The 15,932-nt window shown below is 43.2% G+C and carries 22 protein-coding genes; 3 read left to right on the top strand and 19 right to left on the bottom strand.

The features are described from left to right. Nucleotides 1–9: 9 nt before the first annotated feature. Nucleotides 10–309, top strand: coding sequence for a putative quinol monooxygenase (locus A361_RS02810; protein WP_009335484.1), 300 nt, complete (start codon nt 10–12; stop codon nt 307–309). A gap of 241 nt (nt 310–550) precedes the next feature. Here A361_RS02810 and A361_RS31365 read toward each other — a convergent pair whose 3' ends face one another. The 5 genes from A361_RS31365 to A361_RS02800 form a co-directional block, all read right to left on the bottom strand. Next, complete coding sequence (locus A361_RS31365; protein WP_335582803.1) at nt 551–727, bottom strand: hypothetical protein; 177 nt, start codon at nt 725–727, stop codon at nt 551–553. A 249-nt stretch (nt 728–976) separates the two neighbouring features. Beyond that, nucleotides 977–1,117 (bottom strand): hypothetical protein, encoded by a 141-nt coding sequence (locus tag A361_RS30375; protein WP_019381106.1) that lies wholly within the window; start codon nt 1,115–1,117, stop codon nt 977–979. An 82-nt stretch (nt 1,118–1,199) separates the two neighbouring features. Further along, on the bottom strand, nt 1,200–1,361 hold the full coding sequence (locus tag A361_RS29800) for a hypothetical protein (protein WP_019381107.1): 162 nt from the start codon (nt 1,359–1,361) through the stop codon (nt 1,200–1,202). 6 nt (nt 1,362–1,367) lie between these two features. Then, nucleotides 1,368–1,535 carry a hypothetical protein gene (locus tag A361_RS30370; protein WP_009335485.1) on the bottom strand — a complete coding sequence of 56 codons (168 nt, stop codon included), beginning with the start codon at nt 1,533–1,535 and terminating at the stop codon, nt 1,368–1,370. A 23-nt stretch (nt 1,536–1,558) separates the two neighbouring features. Next, on the bottom strand, nt 1,559–2,011 hold the full coding sequence (locus A361_RS02800; protein ID WP_019381108.1) for a GNAT family N-acetyltransferase: 453 nt from the start codon (nt 2,009–2,011) through the stop codon (nt 1,559–1,561). 254 nt (nt 2,012–2,265) lie between these two features. Between A361_RS02800 and A361_RS02795 the strand changes: the two genes are divergently transcribed. Beyond that, nucleotides 2,266–2,535, top strand: a complete 270-nt coding sequence (locus tag A361_RS02795; protein ID WP_009335487.1) for a hypothetical protein — start codon at nt 2,266–2,268, stop codon at nt 2,533–2,535. 74 nt (nt 2,536–2,609) lie between these two features. Here the strand turns inward: A361_RS02795 and A361_RS29120 are convergent, their stop codons facing one another. The 11 genes from A361_RS29120 to A361_RS02740 all read right to left on the bottom strand — a co-directional run bounded on the left by A361_RS29120 (nt 2,610) and on the right by A361_RS02740 (nt 12,295). Next, the gene (locus tag A361_RS29120) at nt 2,610–2,765 is read right to left on the bottom strand and encodes a DUF1540 domain-containing protein (protein ID WP_019381109.1); all 156 of its coding nucleotides are present in this window, start codon (nt 2,763–2,765) and stop codon (nt 2,610–2,612) included. Nucleotides 2,766–2,823: 58 nt separating this feature from the next. Beyond that, nucleotides 2,824–3,342 (bottom strand): GNAT family N-acetyltransferase, encoded by a 519-nt coding sequence (locus A361_RS02790; RefSeq protein WP_009335489.1) that lies wholly within the window; start codon nt 3,340–3,342, stop codon nt 2,824–2,826. Nucleotides 3,343–3,795: 453 nt separating this feature from the next. After that, the gene (locus A361_RS02780; RefSeq protein ID WP_019381111.1) at nt 3,796–4,989 is read right to left on the bottom strand and encodes an ABC transporter permease; all 1,194 of its coding nucleotides are present in this window, start codon (nt 4,987–4,989) and stop codon (nt 3,796–3,798) included. Continuing rightward, nucleotides 4,986–5,678 carry an ABC transporter ATP-binding protein gene (locus A361_RS02775; RefSeq protein WP_019381112.1) on the bottom strand — a complete coding sequence of 231 codons (693 nt, stop codon included), beginning with the start codon at nt 5,676–5,678 and terminating at the stop codon, nt 4,986–4,988. The genes A361_RS02780 and A361_RS02775 overlap by 4 nt, the downstream gene beginning before the upstream one ends. Next, the gene (locus tag A361_RS02770; protein WP_019381113.1) at nt 5,675–6,793 is read right to left on the bottom strand and encodes an efflux RND transporter periplasmic adaptor subunit; all 1,119 of its coding nucleotides are present in this window, start codon (nt 6,791–6,793) and stop codon (nt 5,675–5,677) included. The genes A361_RS02775 and A361_RS02770 overlap by 4 nt, the downstream gene beginning before the upstream one ends. Beyond that, the gene (locus A361_RS02765; protein ID WP_019381114.1) at nt 6,794–7,459 is read right to left on the bottom strand and encodes a Yip1 family protein; all 666 of its coding nucleotides are present in this window, start codon (nt 7,457–7,459) and stop codon (nt 6,794–6,796) included. A gap of 125 nt (nt 7,460–7,584) precedes the next feature. Further along, nucleotides 7,585–8,316, bottom strand: coding sequence for an ABC transporter permease (locus A361_RS02760; RefSeq protein ID WP_009335494.1), 732 nt, complete (start codon nt 8,314–8,316; stop codon nt 7,585–7,587). Further along, nucleotides 8,317–9,027 carry an ABC transporter permease gene (locus tag A361_RS02755; RefSeq protein WP_009335495.1) on the bottom strand — a complete coding sequence of 237 codons (711 nt, stop codon included), beginning with the start codon at nt 9,025–9,027 and terminating at the stop codon, nt 8,317–8,319. Next, complete coding sequence (locus A361_RS02750; RefSeq protein WP_009335496.1) at nt 9,024–9,935, bottom strand: ABC transporter ATP-binding protein; 912 nt, start codon at nt 9,933–9,935, stop codon at nt 9,024–9,026. Before A361_RS02750 ends, A361_RS02755 begins: the two co-directional genes overlap by 4 nt. A gap of 333 nt (nt 9,936–10,268) precedes the next feature. Continuing rightward, nucleotides 10,269–11,630, bottom strand: a complete 1,362-nt coding sequence (locus A361_RS02745; protein WP_019381116.1) for a sensor histidine kinase — start codon at nt 11,628–11,630, stop codon at nt 10,269–10,271. After that, the gene (locus A361_RS02740) at nt 11,627–12,295 is read right to left on the bottom strand and encodes a response regulator transcription factor (RefSeq protein ID WP_019381117.1); all 669 of its coding nucleotides are present in this window, start codon (nt 12,293–12,295) and stop codon (nt 11,627–11,629) included. The genes A361_RS02745 and A361_RS02740 overlap by 4 nt, the downstream gene beginning before the upstream one ends. A 233-nt stretch (nt 12,296–12,528) precedes the next feature. Between A361_RS02740 and A361_RS02735 the strand changes: the two genes are divergently transcribed. Beyond that, a complete protein-coding gene (locus A361_RS02735; RefSeq protein WP_019381118.1) occupies nt 12,529–12,711 on the top strand; it encodes a hypothetical protein in 183 nt (60 codons plus the stop codon). Nucleotides 12,712–12,797: 86 nt separating this feature from the next. Here the strand turns inward: A361_RS02735 and A361_RS02730 are convergent, their stop codons facing one another. From A361_RS02730 to A361_RS02720, 3 genes are all read right to left on the bottom strand, one after another. Next, complete coding sequence (locus A361_RS02730) at nt 12,798–13,904, bottom strand: serine hydrolase (protein WP_019381119.1); 1,107 nt, start codon at nt 13,902–13,904, stop codon at nt 12,798–12,800. A gap of 80 nt (nt 13,905–13,984) precedes the next feature. Further along, the gene (locus tag A361_RS02725) at nt 13,985–15,439 is read right to left on the bottom strand and encodes a PH domain-containing protein (RefSeq protein ID WP_019381120.1); all 1,455 of its coding nucleotides are present in this window, start codon (nt 15,437–15,439) and stop codon (nt 13,985–13,987) included. Then, on the bottom strand, nt 15,436–15,930 hold the full coding sequence (locus tag A361_RS02720; RefSeq protein ID WP_019381121.1) for a PH domain-containing protein: 495 nt from the start codon (nt 15,928–15,930) through the stop codon (nt 15,436–15,438). The genes A361_RS02725 and A361_RS02720 overlap by 4 nt, the downstream gene beginning before the upstream one ends. Between the last annotated feature and the right edge of the window lie 2 nt (nt 15,931–15,932).

Here is a 15,932-nt window from a genome sequence, read left to right as displayed (position 1 = left end):
AAATCAAACATGATCATTATTCATGCTGGCTTCCAAGTACAAACTGATAAAGAAAATGACTTTCTTGCCGAAATCCGTCCGCTTATCGATGCCTCTAGAGCAGAAGAAGGCAATATCTCTTATGACCTTTTAAAAGATACAGAAAAAGAGGGGTCCTATACGATGGTGGAATTATGGGAGGATATGGACGCTGTAAAGTTTCACAACCAGACGGAACATTTTACCTCCTTTACAGCGAAAGCCCCTCAATATTTTGCTGCACCTCCTCAGGTGAAATTGTTTAACGCACAGCCTGCAGATAAAAAGTAAATTATATGCAAGAAAACGCTTGAGATATAAAATCCCAAGCGTTTTTTAACGATTTTATTTACAATCCCTGCCTGGCTGGTTTGTCTGGCATGGATTTATTTCATTGCAAGTCTTGCAATAGGCCGGGCAATCAATAGCTCAATCCAGAATGCAACACCGAAATTCCGTAACCAGCTGTGGAAAAAATTTCGAAACGGCTCCAGGCTTATTTGTTTCGAACCAACCCAGGTGCCTAGTATGGTTAAAAAATAGAAAGAATGGTCACATTCAATGAAGTATTCAATAAAATCCGGGCATTAAATCCGTCCGTTTGCCCTGAAAATCTTTGCATAATTCTGCCAGCTAATGGTCCCGCCACTAACCTTACAAGCAAGACCACGATCACCCACATAAACGGAATAATCTTTAAGGTTTCCAAATAGTTTCTTTTCTGAAGCCGCGTTCCACTTCCACAATAATCGGTGCAATCGCGTTTACCGAAATGACAGAAATGATCAACAAAAATAATATGCCTTCTTTGCATTTTGAGGCAGCCTGTCCTCGTTATACATAATTCCCCTCCGAAAATAAAACTAAATTTCAGATGGCAGACGTATCTTTCGACATATATTTTTGGCCGATAAAAAACTTACCAATATCTCTACACACTGAGGATTTCTAATCTTTTTTATTTATTGTTCTCTTTTTGATCATGATAAGCAATAAGAATGACTTCTTCTCCCTTTTCCTCACTTAACTGCTTTTCCAGGTTATGCACCTGCTGCAGATCTCCGTCGGACAATTTGGCAAAATGATATTGTTTATCCATTTTCATCACCTTTTCGTATTAGGATACCTAAAGTTTGTGTTTTCCAAGCATTTTTATACACAAAAGTACCCGGTTTCAATCACTATTTAATCCCCAAAATGGCAATGGAAATGACAGCTAACACCAGGCTCAGCAGCAATGAAATGCCCCAATGCTTCTTTTCAGTCATCTTAAATAAAACATTCATTACTGAACTGATTGCCAAAAAAATAAAGAAAACAAATAAAAAAATCATAAGTTCCATTATCTCTTAACCTGCCTTCTGCCCTGTTTTCGCAAGGAAATAAGAAGAGCTTCCCATTATCATCCCTCCGAAGATCCCCATGAAACTGCCGGCAGCTGCCCAATAGGCCGACAGAAAGATGCCGGACATTAGCAAAATCAGCCCTCCTATAAACAGGGCCATTCCCAATTTCATTCTGCTTCTTCCCTCCTCTTTCTCTAGCCTAAATCTTTCACAACCGCCATTTCCTTCCCAAAACGGTGGCCATGATCCGCAAACCCCAAACTTGCATAAAGCTTGTGTGCCCCAAGATTCTCAGGATGGTAGCCTACTGCAAGTTTTTTCGCATTCGGCAGTTTCATCATCTCCGCTATCATCAGTTCAGTCGCTTTTTTGCCTATTCCCTTGCATTGGTGCGCCTTATCAACCATAATCCGATAAATCCAGTAAGCATCCAATTCCTCTATACATGCATTAAACATTAAGAAGCCGACAGCTTTATCCTCCAAGTAAATCACATACGGTTTCAGCGCTGTTTCAAATTTAGATTGCGCAATGGAAACAGCATTCGGCTCCATGTAGGCTTTTTGTTCCTCTGAAAGCTCCAATAAACAGCAATCATACCAATTGTCTGCTGTTACTTCTTCAATTCTCACTTTGCCGGTATTCATATAAATTTCCCCTTTTCACATTTTGGGGAAACGCTATTTTAATTAGGCGTTCTCCCCTTATTTTTATCCATGGTAACGAAAGTTTTATTTAGCATTATGAACGCCTCCTTTTACTAAATTGTCAGAAAAATAAACACCCACTCATTATACTATAATATTCCAGTAAATGCGCACTTGGGATTTCAGTTATTTTTTCTATGGAAAGGCCATATATAATATATTGATTCAGTAAAAAAAGGGGAGGATGCGATAATATGCCAGCGAAGCAAATTCGTTTACGAAGAATTCAAAGCCTTGCTCACGACATTATGGTAGAAATGAATTCAAAGGAAGACCATAAGAAGAATGAATCATACAGAACCGTGATTGATGACCTATCACGTGCGATTGGGGAACTATCTGATCCATCGGGTGATTATTCATTGGATTATGTAGAAGAAAAAGTAGGCACTGCCCATTATAAAATCTTTAAGAACATGAAAAAACTGACGCCTCTTCGAAAAACAAAAGAATCAGCATGGTAAAATTTTTTTGAATGAAACTGATAATTATTATCAATAATAGATAAAGAAGGTAACCAAATCGGTTACCCCTTGCCTTAAACTTCTGGTTCGAACGTTTTACAGTCTGTCTCTTTGCTGTTGGACGCCCGCTTGCCTTTATGGCTGACAACGTAAATAGCTTCTGCACCACACTTATTTCCCTTTTCCCAATAAGTACAGTTATTTACTTCACAAAGAACATCTTTAGCCATGTATATCACCTCCTGGACATTATTTTCTTCCAATCAGGATGGTGATATACTTGCTTGTTCAGTTATCTATGTTCCACTCTTCTTTCAAAATCGCATAATAATATTCATCCCACCACTCATCGCCATGAGGAATGCACTTTTTGAAGCAGCCTTCCCGCCTCATGCCAATTTTCTCCATCACCCGATAAGAAGCCGGATTCTCAGGCTGGCAGGTTGCAATAATCCGGTGAAGCCCAAGTTCTTCAAAGCCATATTTCAGCACGGCATATGCTGCTTCTGATGCATAGCCTTTATTATAAAACTTCGGATTGAACACCCAGCCAATTTCATATGTATGATCGCCAAAATATTTATGGAAAGCTAGATGGCCAATTAGAACATCTCCATTTTTTAAAAGAACGGGAAAATGCTCTGCTTTTTCGGTATTCTCGCAGATAAACTCTTTAGCAGCTTCTTCTGTAAAAATACCTCCTGGAATGTATTTCATTACTTCAGGATTTGAAGTGTACTCATAGACTGCCTGCCAGTCTTCTGACTTGAACTTACGGATTATTAGCCTCTCTGTTTTAAGCTCCATTTCATAACCCCTATTCAGCTGTTTTCATCCTAATGTATGTTCGCTGATTTCAGCCAGATTTCCTTTAAAAATGCTGAACGCACATAAATTTTTTTATCCGCACAGAAATAACGTCTATCCGCACATAAAAAATCTTATGCGCACATATTTCTCAGCTATCCAAATTGCCCGAGGCACCTTTATTTCGAAGAAAAGTGGTCCATTCCTACAAAATTCATCACGGAGACAGGACTTTTCTACCCTTTTCTGCAATTGGCGCAGGTTTTCCAAACAGATATCCCTAAAAAATCTGGTATCCCTTATCCTAGGAGCAGGTTCAAATGCGCCAAATATCATATATCGCGCTAGCAAAGTTAATAAAAACATAACAAAAATCATATTTAATTGAATCATTATGTTCACCTCATACAAAAAACTATCCCCGGCCTCAGCCGGAGATAGCTTTTTTAAAAATCACTCGTACCGCAAAGATTCAATCGGACTCAGCCTCGAAGCTTTATTGGCCGGCAGCAGTCCAAAAATAATGCCGATCGCCATTGAGAAGAAAAGGGCTCCTGCGACGACCTGCCAGGAAATGAGCGATGGCCATCCGGCAAAGAAAGAAATCAGGGATGCCGAACCCCAGCCAAGCAGGATTCCCAGCACTCCTCCAATTAAAGTCAGCGTGACAGATTCGATTAGAAACTGTCCCATGATTTGCCCCCTGGTCGCTCCGAGTGCTTTACGGATGCCGATTTCCCTCGTTCTTTCCGTTACAGATACGAGCATGATATTCATGACGCCAATTCCGCCGACAAACAGCGAGATGCCGGCGATACTGCCGATGATTAAAGTCATGACCTTTGTAATCTGGCCGATTCCTTCTGCCATTTCTTCCATGTTGATGACCATATAAGATTCTTCTGTATTATGCATCTTGTTAAGTAAGTTGGCGGCCTTCTTTCCGGCCGTCTGAAGCTGATCAGCGGATTCTGCCTGAAGCGTCACTTGGGTATAGTCACTCTTTCCATAAATAGTCTGCCATGTTTTAGTAGGCACATAGATCTCCAGAGCACCGAATGAAAAGAGTCCTGTCGGCTTTTCCATGACGCCAATGATCTCAATCGGCTGGTTCCCAATCCGGATCACTTCGCCAACCGGCGACTTGCCATCAAAGAGCTCCTCCTGCATGGAATAGCTGACAAGCCCCACCCTGCGTCCGCCAAGGAAATCTGCAGCCGTAAAGGACCGCCCTTTCTCCATATCAACATTGTTCAGCTCAAAATAGGCTGGACTTACTCCTGTTGTCGATGTTTCTGCCTTCTTTTCTCCAAAAGAAGCCTGTGAAAACTGTGAGCTTGAAGCAACTACTCTCTTAATCTCCGGAATCTGCTCCAATGCATTGATATCTTCCCCATCAAAAGGAGCTTCATTAAATATGTTTGGGTTTGCCTGAATTTCCTCGTCAGAAGGCTGATAAAACAGCTCCACTGTATTGCCGGGACCTGTCAGCTGCGTCTTCAGCATCGCTTCTCCGCCCTGGCCGATTGCGACTACAATAATGACAGCCCCAACACCAATAATGATCCCAATCATCGTTAAAATCGATCTCATTTTATGCGCCTTCAATGAACTAAGCGCCATTTTGATATTTTCTACAAAACTCATGTAGGCGCCCCCCTGCGGGAAGGTTCTGCTGACACAATCAGCCCATCCCTCACCATAATCGTGTGATGGGCATACTCTGCAACCTCAGGTTCATGTGTAACCATTACAATCGTTGACCCTTCATGGTTCAGCTCACTGAACAGTTCCATGATGGAGGCGCTTGTTTTCGTATCAAGAGCACCTGTTGGTTCATCCGCCAATATGATTTTCGGTTCGTTCACAATCGCTCTGGCAATGGCAACCCGCTGCTTCTGCCCTCCTGATAGGGCATTTGGCAGATGCTCCATCCGATCAGCAAGACCCACTTTGACCAGCGCGGCTTCCGCCCTTTCCAATCGTTCCTTTTTGGCAAGGCCGCTATAAATCATTGGCAGCTCTACATTTTGAATAGCCGTCAGTCTCGGAAGCAGGTGAAACTGCTGAAACACAAACCCGATCGATTGATTTCTGACCTTTGCCAGCTCTGCTTCCGAGTAATGGGATATGTCCTCACCATCCAGTTCATATATTCCTTCTGTCGGCAAATCGAGGCATCCAATAATATTCATAAGCGTCGACTTTCCCGATCCGGATGGCCCCATAATCGCCACAGAATCACCTTGCTCAATGCTAAGATTAATCCCTTTTAAAACTTCAATTCTTTCTTTTCCCGCCTGATAAGACTTGATTATGCCAGTAAGATCAATCATTTCGCATCCACTTCCATGCCATCTTTCAGCTGATCTGATGGATTAGTAATAATCAAATCCTTCTCATTGAGGCCGCTTGTTATCTCGATTTTATTCCCGGAAGCGACACCTGTCTCCACTTCCTGTTTATAGCTTTTCTGATCCCTGACCACGAATACATATACGCTGCTGTCTCCAGTTATAACCGAGTTTGCCGGAACAGTCAGTGCCTTCTTCTTATCCGTTTCGATTTCCATTATGAGCTGAAAGCCTGATCTCAGGGACAATTCCTTCACTGTAACCTCCACCCGATACTGTGGCGCACTTTTTTCGGCAGGGTTCATTCCCTGATTCTCTTCTGGCATATCAGCTACTTCGCTGACTTCGCCTTTCCATTCCTTTTCAGGAATTGCATCGGAACGGAGAGTCACCTTTTGTCCCTCCTTCACCTTTAATGAATCGAATTCTGAAAGTAAGCCTGATGCGCCGACTGCTTTTAAATCGCCAACATAAATGACAGGTTTTCCTGCCGTAGCCGGATCTGAGGTGGCTGCCTTGTTCACCTGAAGCACCACTCCATCTATTGTGCTTTTTACCTCTAATTCTCCAAGGCGTTTTTCAATATCTTTCTTCTGCAAAAGCACCTGGCTTAATTCCAGATTCGCCAATCGCTTTTCCAGTTTCAACTGATCCCTTTCAGGCTGTATCTGTTTATCTGCTTCCTTTTCACCAGCTTGTTTGCGCAGCTCTTTTTCCTTATCCCTCAGCTGGTCTTCCTCTTTTTCCAGCTGGTTGATTTTTATATAGCCTGATTCAGCCTGAAGCTTGACTTTTTCCAATTCAAGCTCCAATGCCTGGTCATCAAATTTGGCCAGCACCTCTCCTTTTTTAACAGAATCCCCTTCTTCCACCAGGAATTCCTTAATTTCGCCTTTTTCAGGAGATGCATATATTTTCTGCTCATTCACAAGCTTTGCCGTTCCCGGAATCATGATCTGCTCTTTAATTTCTTCCTGAACTGGATGGGAGGTTTTTACTTCCGGCCCTTTCGCAAACGCCTGCCTGTATACGCTAACGCCAGCCAGCAGCAAAAACACAGCCGTAACTCCGATTGCTATCCAAACTTTCTTTTTCATTTAGACACCAGTCATTCCTGAAAGGGTATTGCTGATTAAAGTGAAGACAATGCCGATGATGAAGAAGGCAATCGCAATGCCCCAAGCCCAGCCTTTTGATAATCCTCCAACCCGATGAAGGCCAATAGCCGTTACAACAGACTGCCAGATGCTGAATAACTCGATAGAACCCAGGACTCCTGGTTTCTCGCTGTTCATCAGTCCTGCTAAACTAGTAATAAATATTTCCGGATTTCCTCCGATAGCTGCTCTTAATGCCATATTGACCAAAAGGCCGATCCCGCCAATAACAAGAATATAGATATTCATGGAAAATATCTGTTTGAACGTTGCATCTGATCCAGCAATTTTAATGAAAATCATATAAATACCACCGGAAATGAGGGCAACCACTACAGGTGTGAAAATTCCTGTTATCGCCACACCCACCCTCGAAAACATCATTACCATCTCTGCCTCGGCCTCACTCATGCCCTCAAGCCCAAGGTAAGAAGCATCCATCGACACGGCCATCAAAAACATTCCTGCAGCATATAGAATACTGACCAAAATCAGCGGCACCCAAATCTTCGGGTTCTGGCGGATGCGGTCAAACTGCTCCCCAGGACTCCAAATCATCCCAAGCATACTTGGTTTTGCACTGCTTGTTTTTACTTCTTGTTCCATTAAGAACACTCCTATTCTATTTAAAATGATTCCACTATAGCTTTACGGAATAAAATAGAAAAAGTTTCAAATGGATACATTTTTACCCATATAAATACCAGGAGATCTCTCCCCTGGTATCCTGTCTACACAGCCTTCCGCTGAAAATAAAAATAGCCGCCCAGATAAAACAATAAAAAGAATCCGCCGATTACAGTCAAAAGCTGTTCCCATGGTATAAAGAAAATATCACCCGTACCTGCCGCAGGATACATCATTGCAAATGGCTGTGCCCATGGATAATAGGGACCCACTTTCTCGGAATTCATCGCCAGAATGGATGGCAGCGTAAAAACGACGTTGACCGCAAAAGGTGCCGCAAAGCTTTTGAACCAGACGGACATCCACAGCTGCAGAGCGACTAAGGGGAAAGTCGCCACCCAGCCTCCCAATATGCTTTTCCAGATAATCGCTGCCGGAAACGGATCGGGCACACCTTTATACAATCCTGCTCCAAAAATGGCAGCTAAATAAAATAACTGGATAAGCAAAACCAATAGCAGGATTAGCGCATACTTAGCTGCAAACACTTTTCCCCTTGTGACAGGCAGCGCCAAAAGCTGCTTCCAGCCTCCGGCCTGATGCTCATACCGGCAGACAAGGCTTGCCAGAACCCCTGTAACTAACGGCAAAAAGAGGATCGAATAAGGCAAATTCATATAAATCAAAAGCATGTACCATTCATTCATCACTCCCGCCGTTTCAGCTGTATTTGCCCCAATCCCGGCACCAAGCCCAATCAGCGGCCCCACTAAAAGAATGCCGAAGATCTTTGATTTTCGCAGTTTAAACCACTCCGACTTCAAAATAGACAGCATCTATTTCACATCCCTTCTCGCAAAATCAATCATGCCGGCTGTGTATAATAAAACGCCGGCTCCAATTCCAAGCAGGACGTTGATGAGCGGTTCATTCCACTCATTCAGCAGCAGCGGCCATTTCCAAATCAGCCAATCCGGCAAAGTAAAACCAGCATATGTCAGAATCACACCCAAAATCCCCATAGTTATGGGCACCCCCTGGTTTACACTCACAGTCGCTACCCAAAGCTGCAGCGCCAAAACAGGTAATGCCGCAAAAAAAGGGTAAAAGCTATATTTCAGCAGACCGGAATACGGAATCTCCCCGCCCAAATCCAGAAACAATCCAAAAGCGATTGTAAACAGCATCAAAAGCACAGAAGAAACCAGGAGCAGAACCATTAGCACCGTGAACTTCGATAAATACACGCTCATCTTTGAAACTGGCAATGCAATCAGCTGTTTCCAGGCGTTCGTTTCATTTTCAATGCTCGACATAAAAGAGGTCAGGATTACAATGCCCAGTACAATCGCAAGCGGTGTAAACGAATGGATATTGTCCAAATAATATCCCCACCGGTCATCATTCTGCCCGAACAAATAATCCTTGCGCACCCCGTAATTGACCATCTGCATGGCTACTACCCCAACTGGACCCAGTACGGTCAGGAACCAGATTCCTTTCCGCTTAATCTTCATAAATTCAGCTGCCAGCAATTTTCCCATCATCCGGCCTGCTCCTCCCTCGTCATCTGAAGGAAAATGTCTTCCAATGATCGCTTTTCTTCTTCAACCCGGTAAACGGAAAATCCATCTGCTACAAGTCCGCGAACAGCCTCAGCCACTTGCTCATCCGATTGCTGCGGCAGCGAAATGATACCACTATCCAAACCAGCCTTCATTCCTCTTCCCAGCAGGGAGCGCCAGGCTTTGTCGCTCTCGCTGACCTTTATTAAAACGGATTGCTTTGCATACATGCGCATCGCTTCAATTGAATCCTGAAAAATCATCTTCCCTTTCGTGACAATACCTACTGTTGTTGCCATCTGATCAATCTCTGAAAGTAAGTGACTGGAGATTAACACGGTCATCCCGCATTCAGATGGCAGGCTTTTTATCAGATTACGGATTTCAATAATCCCCGAAGGATCTAAACCGTTTGTCGGCTCATCCAGAATCAGCAATTCCGGGTTATTCAGCAGCGAAGCAGCGATTCCAAGCCGCTGCTTCATGCCGAGTGAGAAGCCCTTTACTTTCTTATCACCGGCATCTGTTAGCCGGACAATCTCCAGCACCTCAGCGATTCTCTGTTTCGGCACACCAAGTATTTTTCTCATTGCTTCCAGATTTTCTTTTGCCGTTAAATGCGGGTAATATGACGGTGATTCTACAAGCGAGCCTACCCGTCCTAATATATTTAGTCTTTCTTTCTTTAAATCTTTTTGAAAAATTTCAATTCTGCCGGAATCAGGCTTCATCAGCCCCAAAAGCATCCGGATCGTTGTCGTTTTCCCCGCACCATTCGGACCCAGAAATCCGTAGATTTCCCCTTTGGGTATTTTCATTTCCAGACCTGACACAGCTTTCTCCTGACCAAAATGCTTTGATAAATTTTCCGTTCTTACGATATACTCCATTCCCTCTCACCTCACTTTCCATCTTAGCCAGTCAAGGTTAAAACAAAGGTAGGGGGAAGTTTAAAATTTGTTTAAAGTTTAAAATGACACTTTTTTCCTCCTCAATCGTCTAATACAGTAAGCACCTTGGGGAGAAGATAACCTTATGACGTTTAAAAGGCTTTTTAACATTGGCTACGCTGTGTTCCTGCCTGCCTGCTTACTCGTATATTTCTTTATTCCACACATTTATGCCTGGATTATCCTCGTTATTCTGGCAGTTTTCTTTGGCATTTACCAATTGATCACATTATGGAATCTAAAACAAAAAGGGAGCTCCTGATAAGGCAGCTCCTAATGTTTTCTTAAGATTTTTATGCTTGTGCCCTCGTCACCGGAATCGATATCCCACTCCAGTTTCATGCCCTTCACCATCATATCAACGATGGATAACCCAATTCCGGCCCCTTTTTCATTGGAGCTGTTTTTAAGCCCCTTCCCATGATCGATAAAAACAATCGCATCATACTCATCGGTGGATTCAGTCGCCACTTCAAGGTAAAGCCCATCCTTCGCATGCCGCAGCACATTTTGCAGGATGTTATCAAAAATACGGCTCAGCCACACCGGGTCTGCCTGCCATTTCTCTTGAAATGGCTCTAACTCGATGATCACTTCAAAACTTTCTTTCTCAAAAACCGGATACCATGATGCCATACTTTCACGAACAAACCGGACAGCATCCAGCTCGGTCAGCTCCTGCTTATGCTTGCTCGCCATCAAAAGCGTGTAGCTCATTAGGTTCTCAATCAATCTATCAATATTAACAATCGAGGTTTCCAGCGCTTTGACCGCCTGTTTTCCTTCTGAAGACAGCTTCTCCTTTGCAATCGAGTATGTTTGCGCATTGATTTTCGTCAAAGGCGTCCGCAGGTCATGGGACAGATTGGCGATCAGCTCCCTCCGCAGCTGTTCTTCCTCCTGCTCGCGCTGCTTGCTTTCCTTGAGCTCTAAGATCATTTCATTAAAGGTCTGTTCCAGCTGGCCGATTTCATCATTCTTTTGCACATCAATGCCAATCGGGAGATTATCCATATCCCGTCTTTCCATCGCCTCCTGGAGATGAAGCAGTCTTTTGCGGATCCCACGGAAAAATAAAAAGGAGACGATGATAAACAGGGTAATGATCAAAAGCAGACCGGCTCCTAAGAGAAGTCCATATTTCTCTGTTACCTCCACTATCGGTGGAAGAAATAAATTCCTCGGTATTTCAAGAACGATAAAACCGTTCTTTTCATCCCCGCCAATAAAACTTATAACTGTAAACGGGTCTCCGCCATACCGTTCTTTAATAAACTTCGCTGTAAAGGCAGGAGTCCAATTAGCAGGCAGATCCCCCTTCACATCCAGCTGTTCCATCAGGTTTCCATGTTCATCTACCCAAAACATCGAAGCATCAGGATATTTCTTTTTCCATTTGGAGAAATGACTAAGAATGGCTTCCTGTGATGCCCTCTCCAGTTTTTTTGCATCCGCATGCCATTTTTCTTCAATATGATTGGGATCGGATTCATTCTTGCTTTTTTCTCCTGAGATGTCCTCTTGGAGACCCATAGCCAGCATAGCAATGAGTAAGTAAGCTGCCTGAAACAGAAATAAGGCAACCAGAATAATCGTCATATACTTCGCCTGCAGCGATTGGAAAAACCTTTTCATATCTTCACCCTGTAGCCGATTCCGCGGATAGTCTCAATAATCTCAGGACGGGAAGGGTTCTTCTCGAGTTTTTCACGAAGATAGCGAATATGAACCATCAGGGTTTTGTCGCCCTCCATATATTGCTCTCCCCAAACGCCTTCATAAAGCTGCTCTTTTGTCAGTATCTGATTCAGATGGCGAATGAAGTGCTGAAACAGCTGATACTGCTTGCCTGTCAATTGAATTTCATTGTCTGCATCCCGATTGATAATCCGCAAATCCTTTGTATGTACCTGTAAGTGGTGAAGCTCCAGCACCTGATCATTCTTTTGAAATCGCCTTAACAGCACTTCAATCCTCGCAGCAAGCTCATCCGGCTGGAAAGGCTTTGTCAGATAATCATCAGCAAAGCTCAGGCCCTCCAGCTTATCCTCCACCGCCGTCCTTGCCGATAGCATAAGTACTGGCATGTCATTCTTTACTTTCTTAATCCGCTTCCCGATTGAAAACCCGTCAAGCCCCGGAAGCATCACATCCAAAATGGCAATATCGGCATCAGAAAGATAATTTTCCATACCTTCTCCAGACTGCAGCCAGATCACCTCATATCCTCTTTCCCCTAAATCATTTTGCAGCCAGCTGCCAATATCGCTTTCGTCTTCTATGTATAAAATTCGAACCATACTCTCCACCCTTTAATTTATCTTTTACGAATCTGCTTTTGAACATCACCTTATAAGTTCCCGAATCTAACAGATACTTCCTGCTATTCTACGATACTTACTATTGATTGGATTCATTTTTCCCGCCATGATTACTTCTTAATAAACAGGGTACATACTAACTAAGCTTTTCAATACCTTATTGCCTGCCACTAAGAATTCTTCCAGAAAGAGTTTTAGCGGGAGGTGATGAAGTGAGAAAAGTTTACCGAATTGAGGAATTGCTCGCTTATTTAGCATCTATTGGCTATCCTCTCACAGAGGAGAAAATCCATCATCTGATTCAGAATAAAGACATCCCGCATCTCAGACCTTACGGCAATTTGTATGTCTTCAACCTGGATCACATCGACTGGTGGGTCAGCCAGAGGAGATAAAGCATTACCTAGCCCCGCTTTTTAGCGGGGCTTTTACTATGTAAAAAAACATTCGCCATTATCAGCGAATGCTTTTTTCTAAGCTCTTAATTCAGCTTCTCCTTTACATAGTTCCGGAATTCGCTGTTTGTCAGAAATTGAAGCTGAAAACTGTTCATATTCCTTGAAAGCTCCTTAAACTCCGTATTGCTCAGATCATTTGCAAGGAAAGCCATTTCTGTACGATTGCCCTCTTTATCGGTTGCATACATGCTGATGGTAAAAACAAAGGCTGTTGATCCTCCCTTTTGCCCTGCATGCTGAAGCCACTCCCGATTGCGGGGATTTTTCAGCAGCTGCTCCATAACTGGGTCCAGATAAGAATGGACTTCCTTGGAAAAATAGCTTTTACTGTTTAATAGACTCATAAGCTCTGCATAATCACCAGCAGAAGCACGCGGAAGCCTGTCGGACCATACTCTTTGAAAATCCATATCGAGAACCTTTAATATTTCCTTCTTACCCTTTTCGAGTGGCGGATGGCTTTCCCATTTCTGATGGATGTCTATAGCTCTGTTTCGATACTCCTCAAGACTCATGCCCTTCAATTCCTTAAGCGCCTCTTCTTTTGTGAATCCCTTTTCCTCCATCAGCTCCATTGGGATAAAAAGGGCACTGACAATCGGATACATCTTTTCATGACTGGCGAGCTTCAAATCATCAGCAAGTCTATTCACCTTTTCAACTCCCAGGACATTCAGCAGGTAATCGGTGTTTGCATTCGAACTGTAAGCGATCATCCCATTTGCTACTTCGCTTAGAGGAACACCCTCCTCATTTTCTGAAAGACCATTAATCCACGCCTGGTGGGCTCCGCCATCTGTATTAGGAACATAGTACGTTTCCAAAGTCTTTAAATCAACTTTTTCCTGGGGGTCAATTTCTCCCTCCGCCGCCTGACGCGCATATTCAATTGCCACCATAATTTTAACCGTGCTGGCTAAAGGAAGGGGCACATCCTCATTAATATTAACCCACTCCTCATCATTATGCCGAATAACCAAAGCCATACTGTCTGTGTGCCTGTGTTCCTGCACATACCCGATGACTGACTCAGGATCACCGCTGCTTTTCCCCTTTAGATACATGAATAAGGCCAAAGCTGCTGCTGCCAAAATAAGAACTATTCCAGTGATTACCCACATCATCTTCAAAAAGAAAACCTCCATGATTACGTTGTACTATTTAAATACGAAAGGTAATCACGGAGGTTTCATTGTAATGGTAAAAAGTTCTATTTAATTTGAACTTCCTCCCTGCGGCTCTTATACCAGGAATAGAAAGATGAAGCCACATCGGCTGGCACATTCTCCACACTGGCATACTGAACAGGCTTACCTCGATTCACTGTCTGTATGGAGGCAAGCCCAAACAGCTTTTGCCATCGTGTTGCCGTTACTTCTGCCTCAATAACCTTGCTTCTTTTAGAGATAAATAACCTCGTGCCAACAATGCCGGTTTTGAATTGAATAAAAGGGCCATTGATCAAATAACGGGCATTTGTATACCCAGCGATTCGTACAAAGACAATTAAGCAAAAGAGCAGGATAGAACCTGCCAGCCAGGTTTTTTCAATACCCAGAAATTCAGGCTTGAAATAAACCAGGGCGGCTGTTGATAAAATCCATAACAAGCTTGGCTTTAATAAGCTTGCCCATAGGGCCTTTTTCGGAAGCGGATGCATCTTCTGTAAAATTTCATAAGCCGGCAATATCTCCTCCGCTATCTTGCAGGCCCGATCAACTGGCAGAAAAGGAAATAGCGAATTTATGCCTTCCTTTTCATCTCCTTCCGCAACATCACCTGCTGTCACCAATTTCACTTCAGCTACCCCGGTCAAACGTTTCATCAAATTCTGCTTGATCTCAATTGCCTGGACTCGATCTTTTGAAATAGAAAAGGAAGTCTCTTCTAAGAATCCTTTGCGGATATAAATGCGGGTTTCGTCAGAAAATATTTCATATTTCCCATACTTGATAAAGGTCCGCAAGAAGCCTGCCAATACAGATATAATCAGAAAAAAGATGATTGCAGCAGCCTGCACCTGCCAGGAATGCAGGAATCCCTTCAAAAAGCCGACTCCTCTTTCTTCCAGATCAATAAAGTCAGATACCTTTGTATAAATAGAAGCTATTAAAGACAGCAGTACAAGAAAGCTTAGCGATGTAAAGGCCGCTTTTATAAGATCTTTTTTTCCAGGAGAAAAATGCAGTGTTTTTTCACTCTCTTCCGGCACTTCCGCTTCCGTTTTCCCTGAAACCGTCTCTTCCAGCCAGTTCGCTTCTTTTAAGGAAATTACCTTAAACTCCACCGCTGACTCACTTCCATCCAATCCTGTTTCAAAGGTAAGGGATGTGAATCCAAATAGCCGGTGAAGCAGAGACGTATGTCTCTGGATATTTTGGACTTTAGTAAATGGTACAGTTCTCTTGGAGCGGACAAAGATTCCCTTGGATAAATAGATATAAGCATCGTCCACTTCATACTTATTTGATAGCCAATCTATGAGAACATACAAAGCAGCCAAAGCAATAAAAGGAAGGAAAAGCTTCCGTCCCCATACAATCAGAAAGGATTGGGAGCCGGCTTTCATCACAAATAAAAAGAGGGCAATAAAGGCTGAATTTCTTAGTAATTGAATGAGTCCAAACAATATATGAAGCGGATGATATCTTCTAGCTTGCTTCATTCGTCCTCTTCCTTTACTTTGGCAAGTTGGGCTATCTTATTTCTTAATGAGACAGCCTCCTCTTTTGGCAATGCCGGGATTACATGAGACGACCCCATCGTCCCCATGCTTACGGAATACAGGCCGTATTTCCTCATAAGGGGACCCTGCAAAGTTTCAACCGATTGTATTTTCGTCATGGGGATCAGCAGATGCTTTTCCTTCCACACCCCTGACTTCAGCTGGACATATTCTTCATCCACATCGTAACGCCAGCTCTTGTAACGAATATATGGTGATATGAAAGACCAAATTGCCGCTGGTATCGATATAGCCAATAAAATGATCAGGATCCACCCGATCCATTCTTTCCAAGAAAATCGATCATCCAGATAAAACAACACACCGAGAACCGCAAATCCGATGATATTTTGGATCGCCTCACTGATGATCCATACCCGGATGGCGTTCCGTGATACCCTGTTTTGAGGTTCCTTTATATTTACTTGCATAT

Source organism: Cytobacillus oceanisediminis 2691, assembly GCF_000294775.2.
Lineage (GTDB): Bacteria > Bacillota > Bacilli > Bacillales > Cytobacillaceae > Cytobacillus > Cytobacillus pseudoceanisediminis.
The sequence above is the reverse complement of the archived record's forward strand: the minus strand, read 5'-3'. Positions and strand labels throughout refer to the sequence as shown.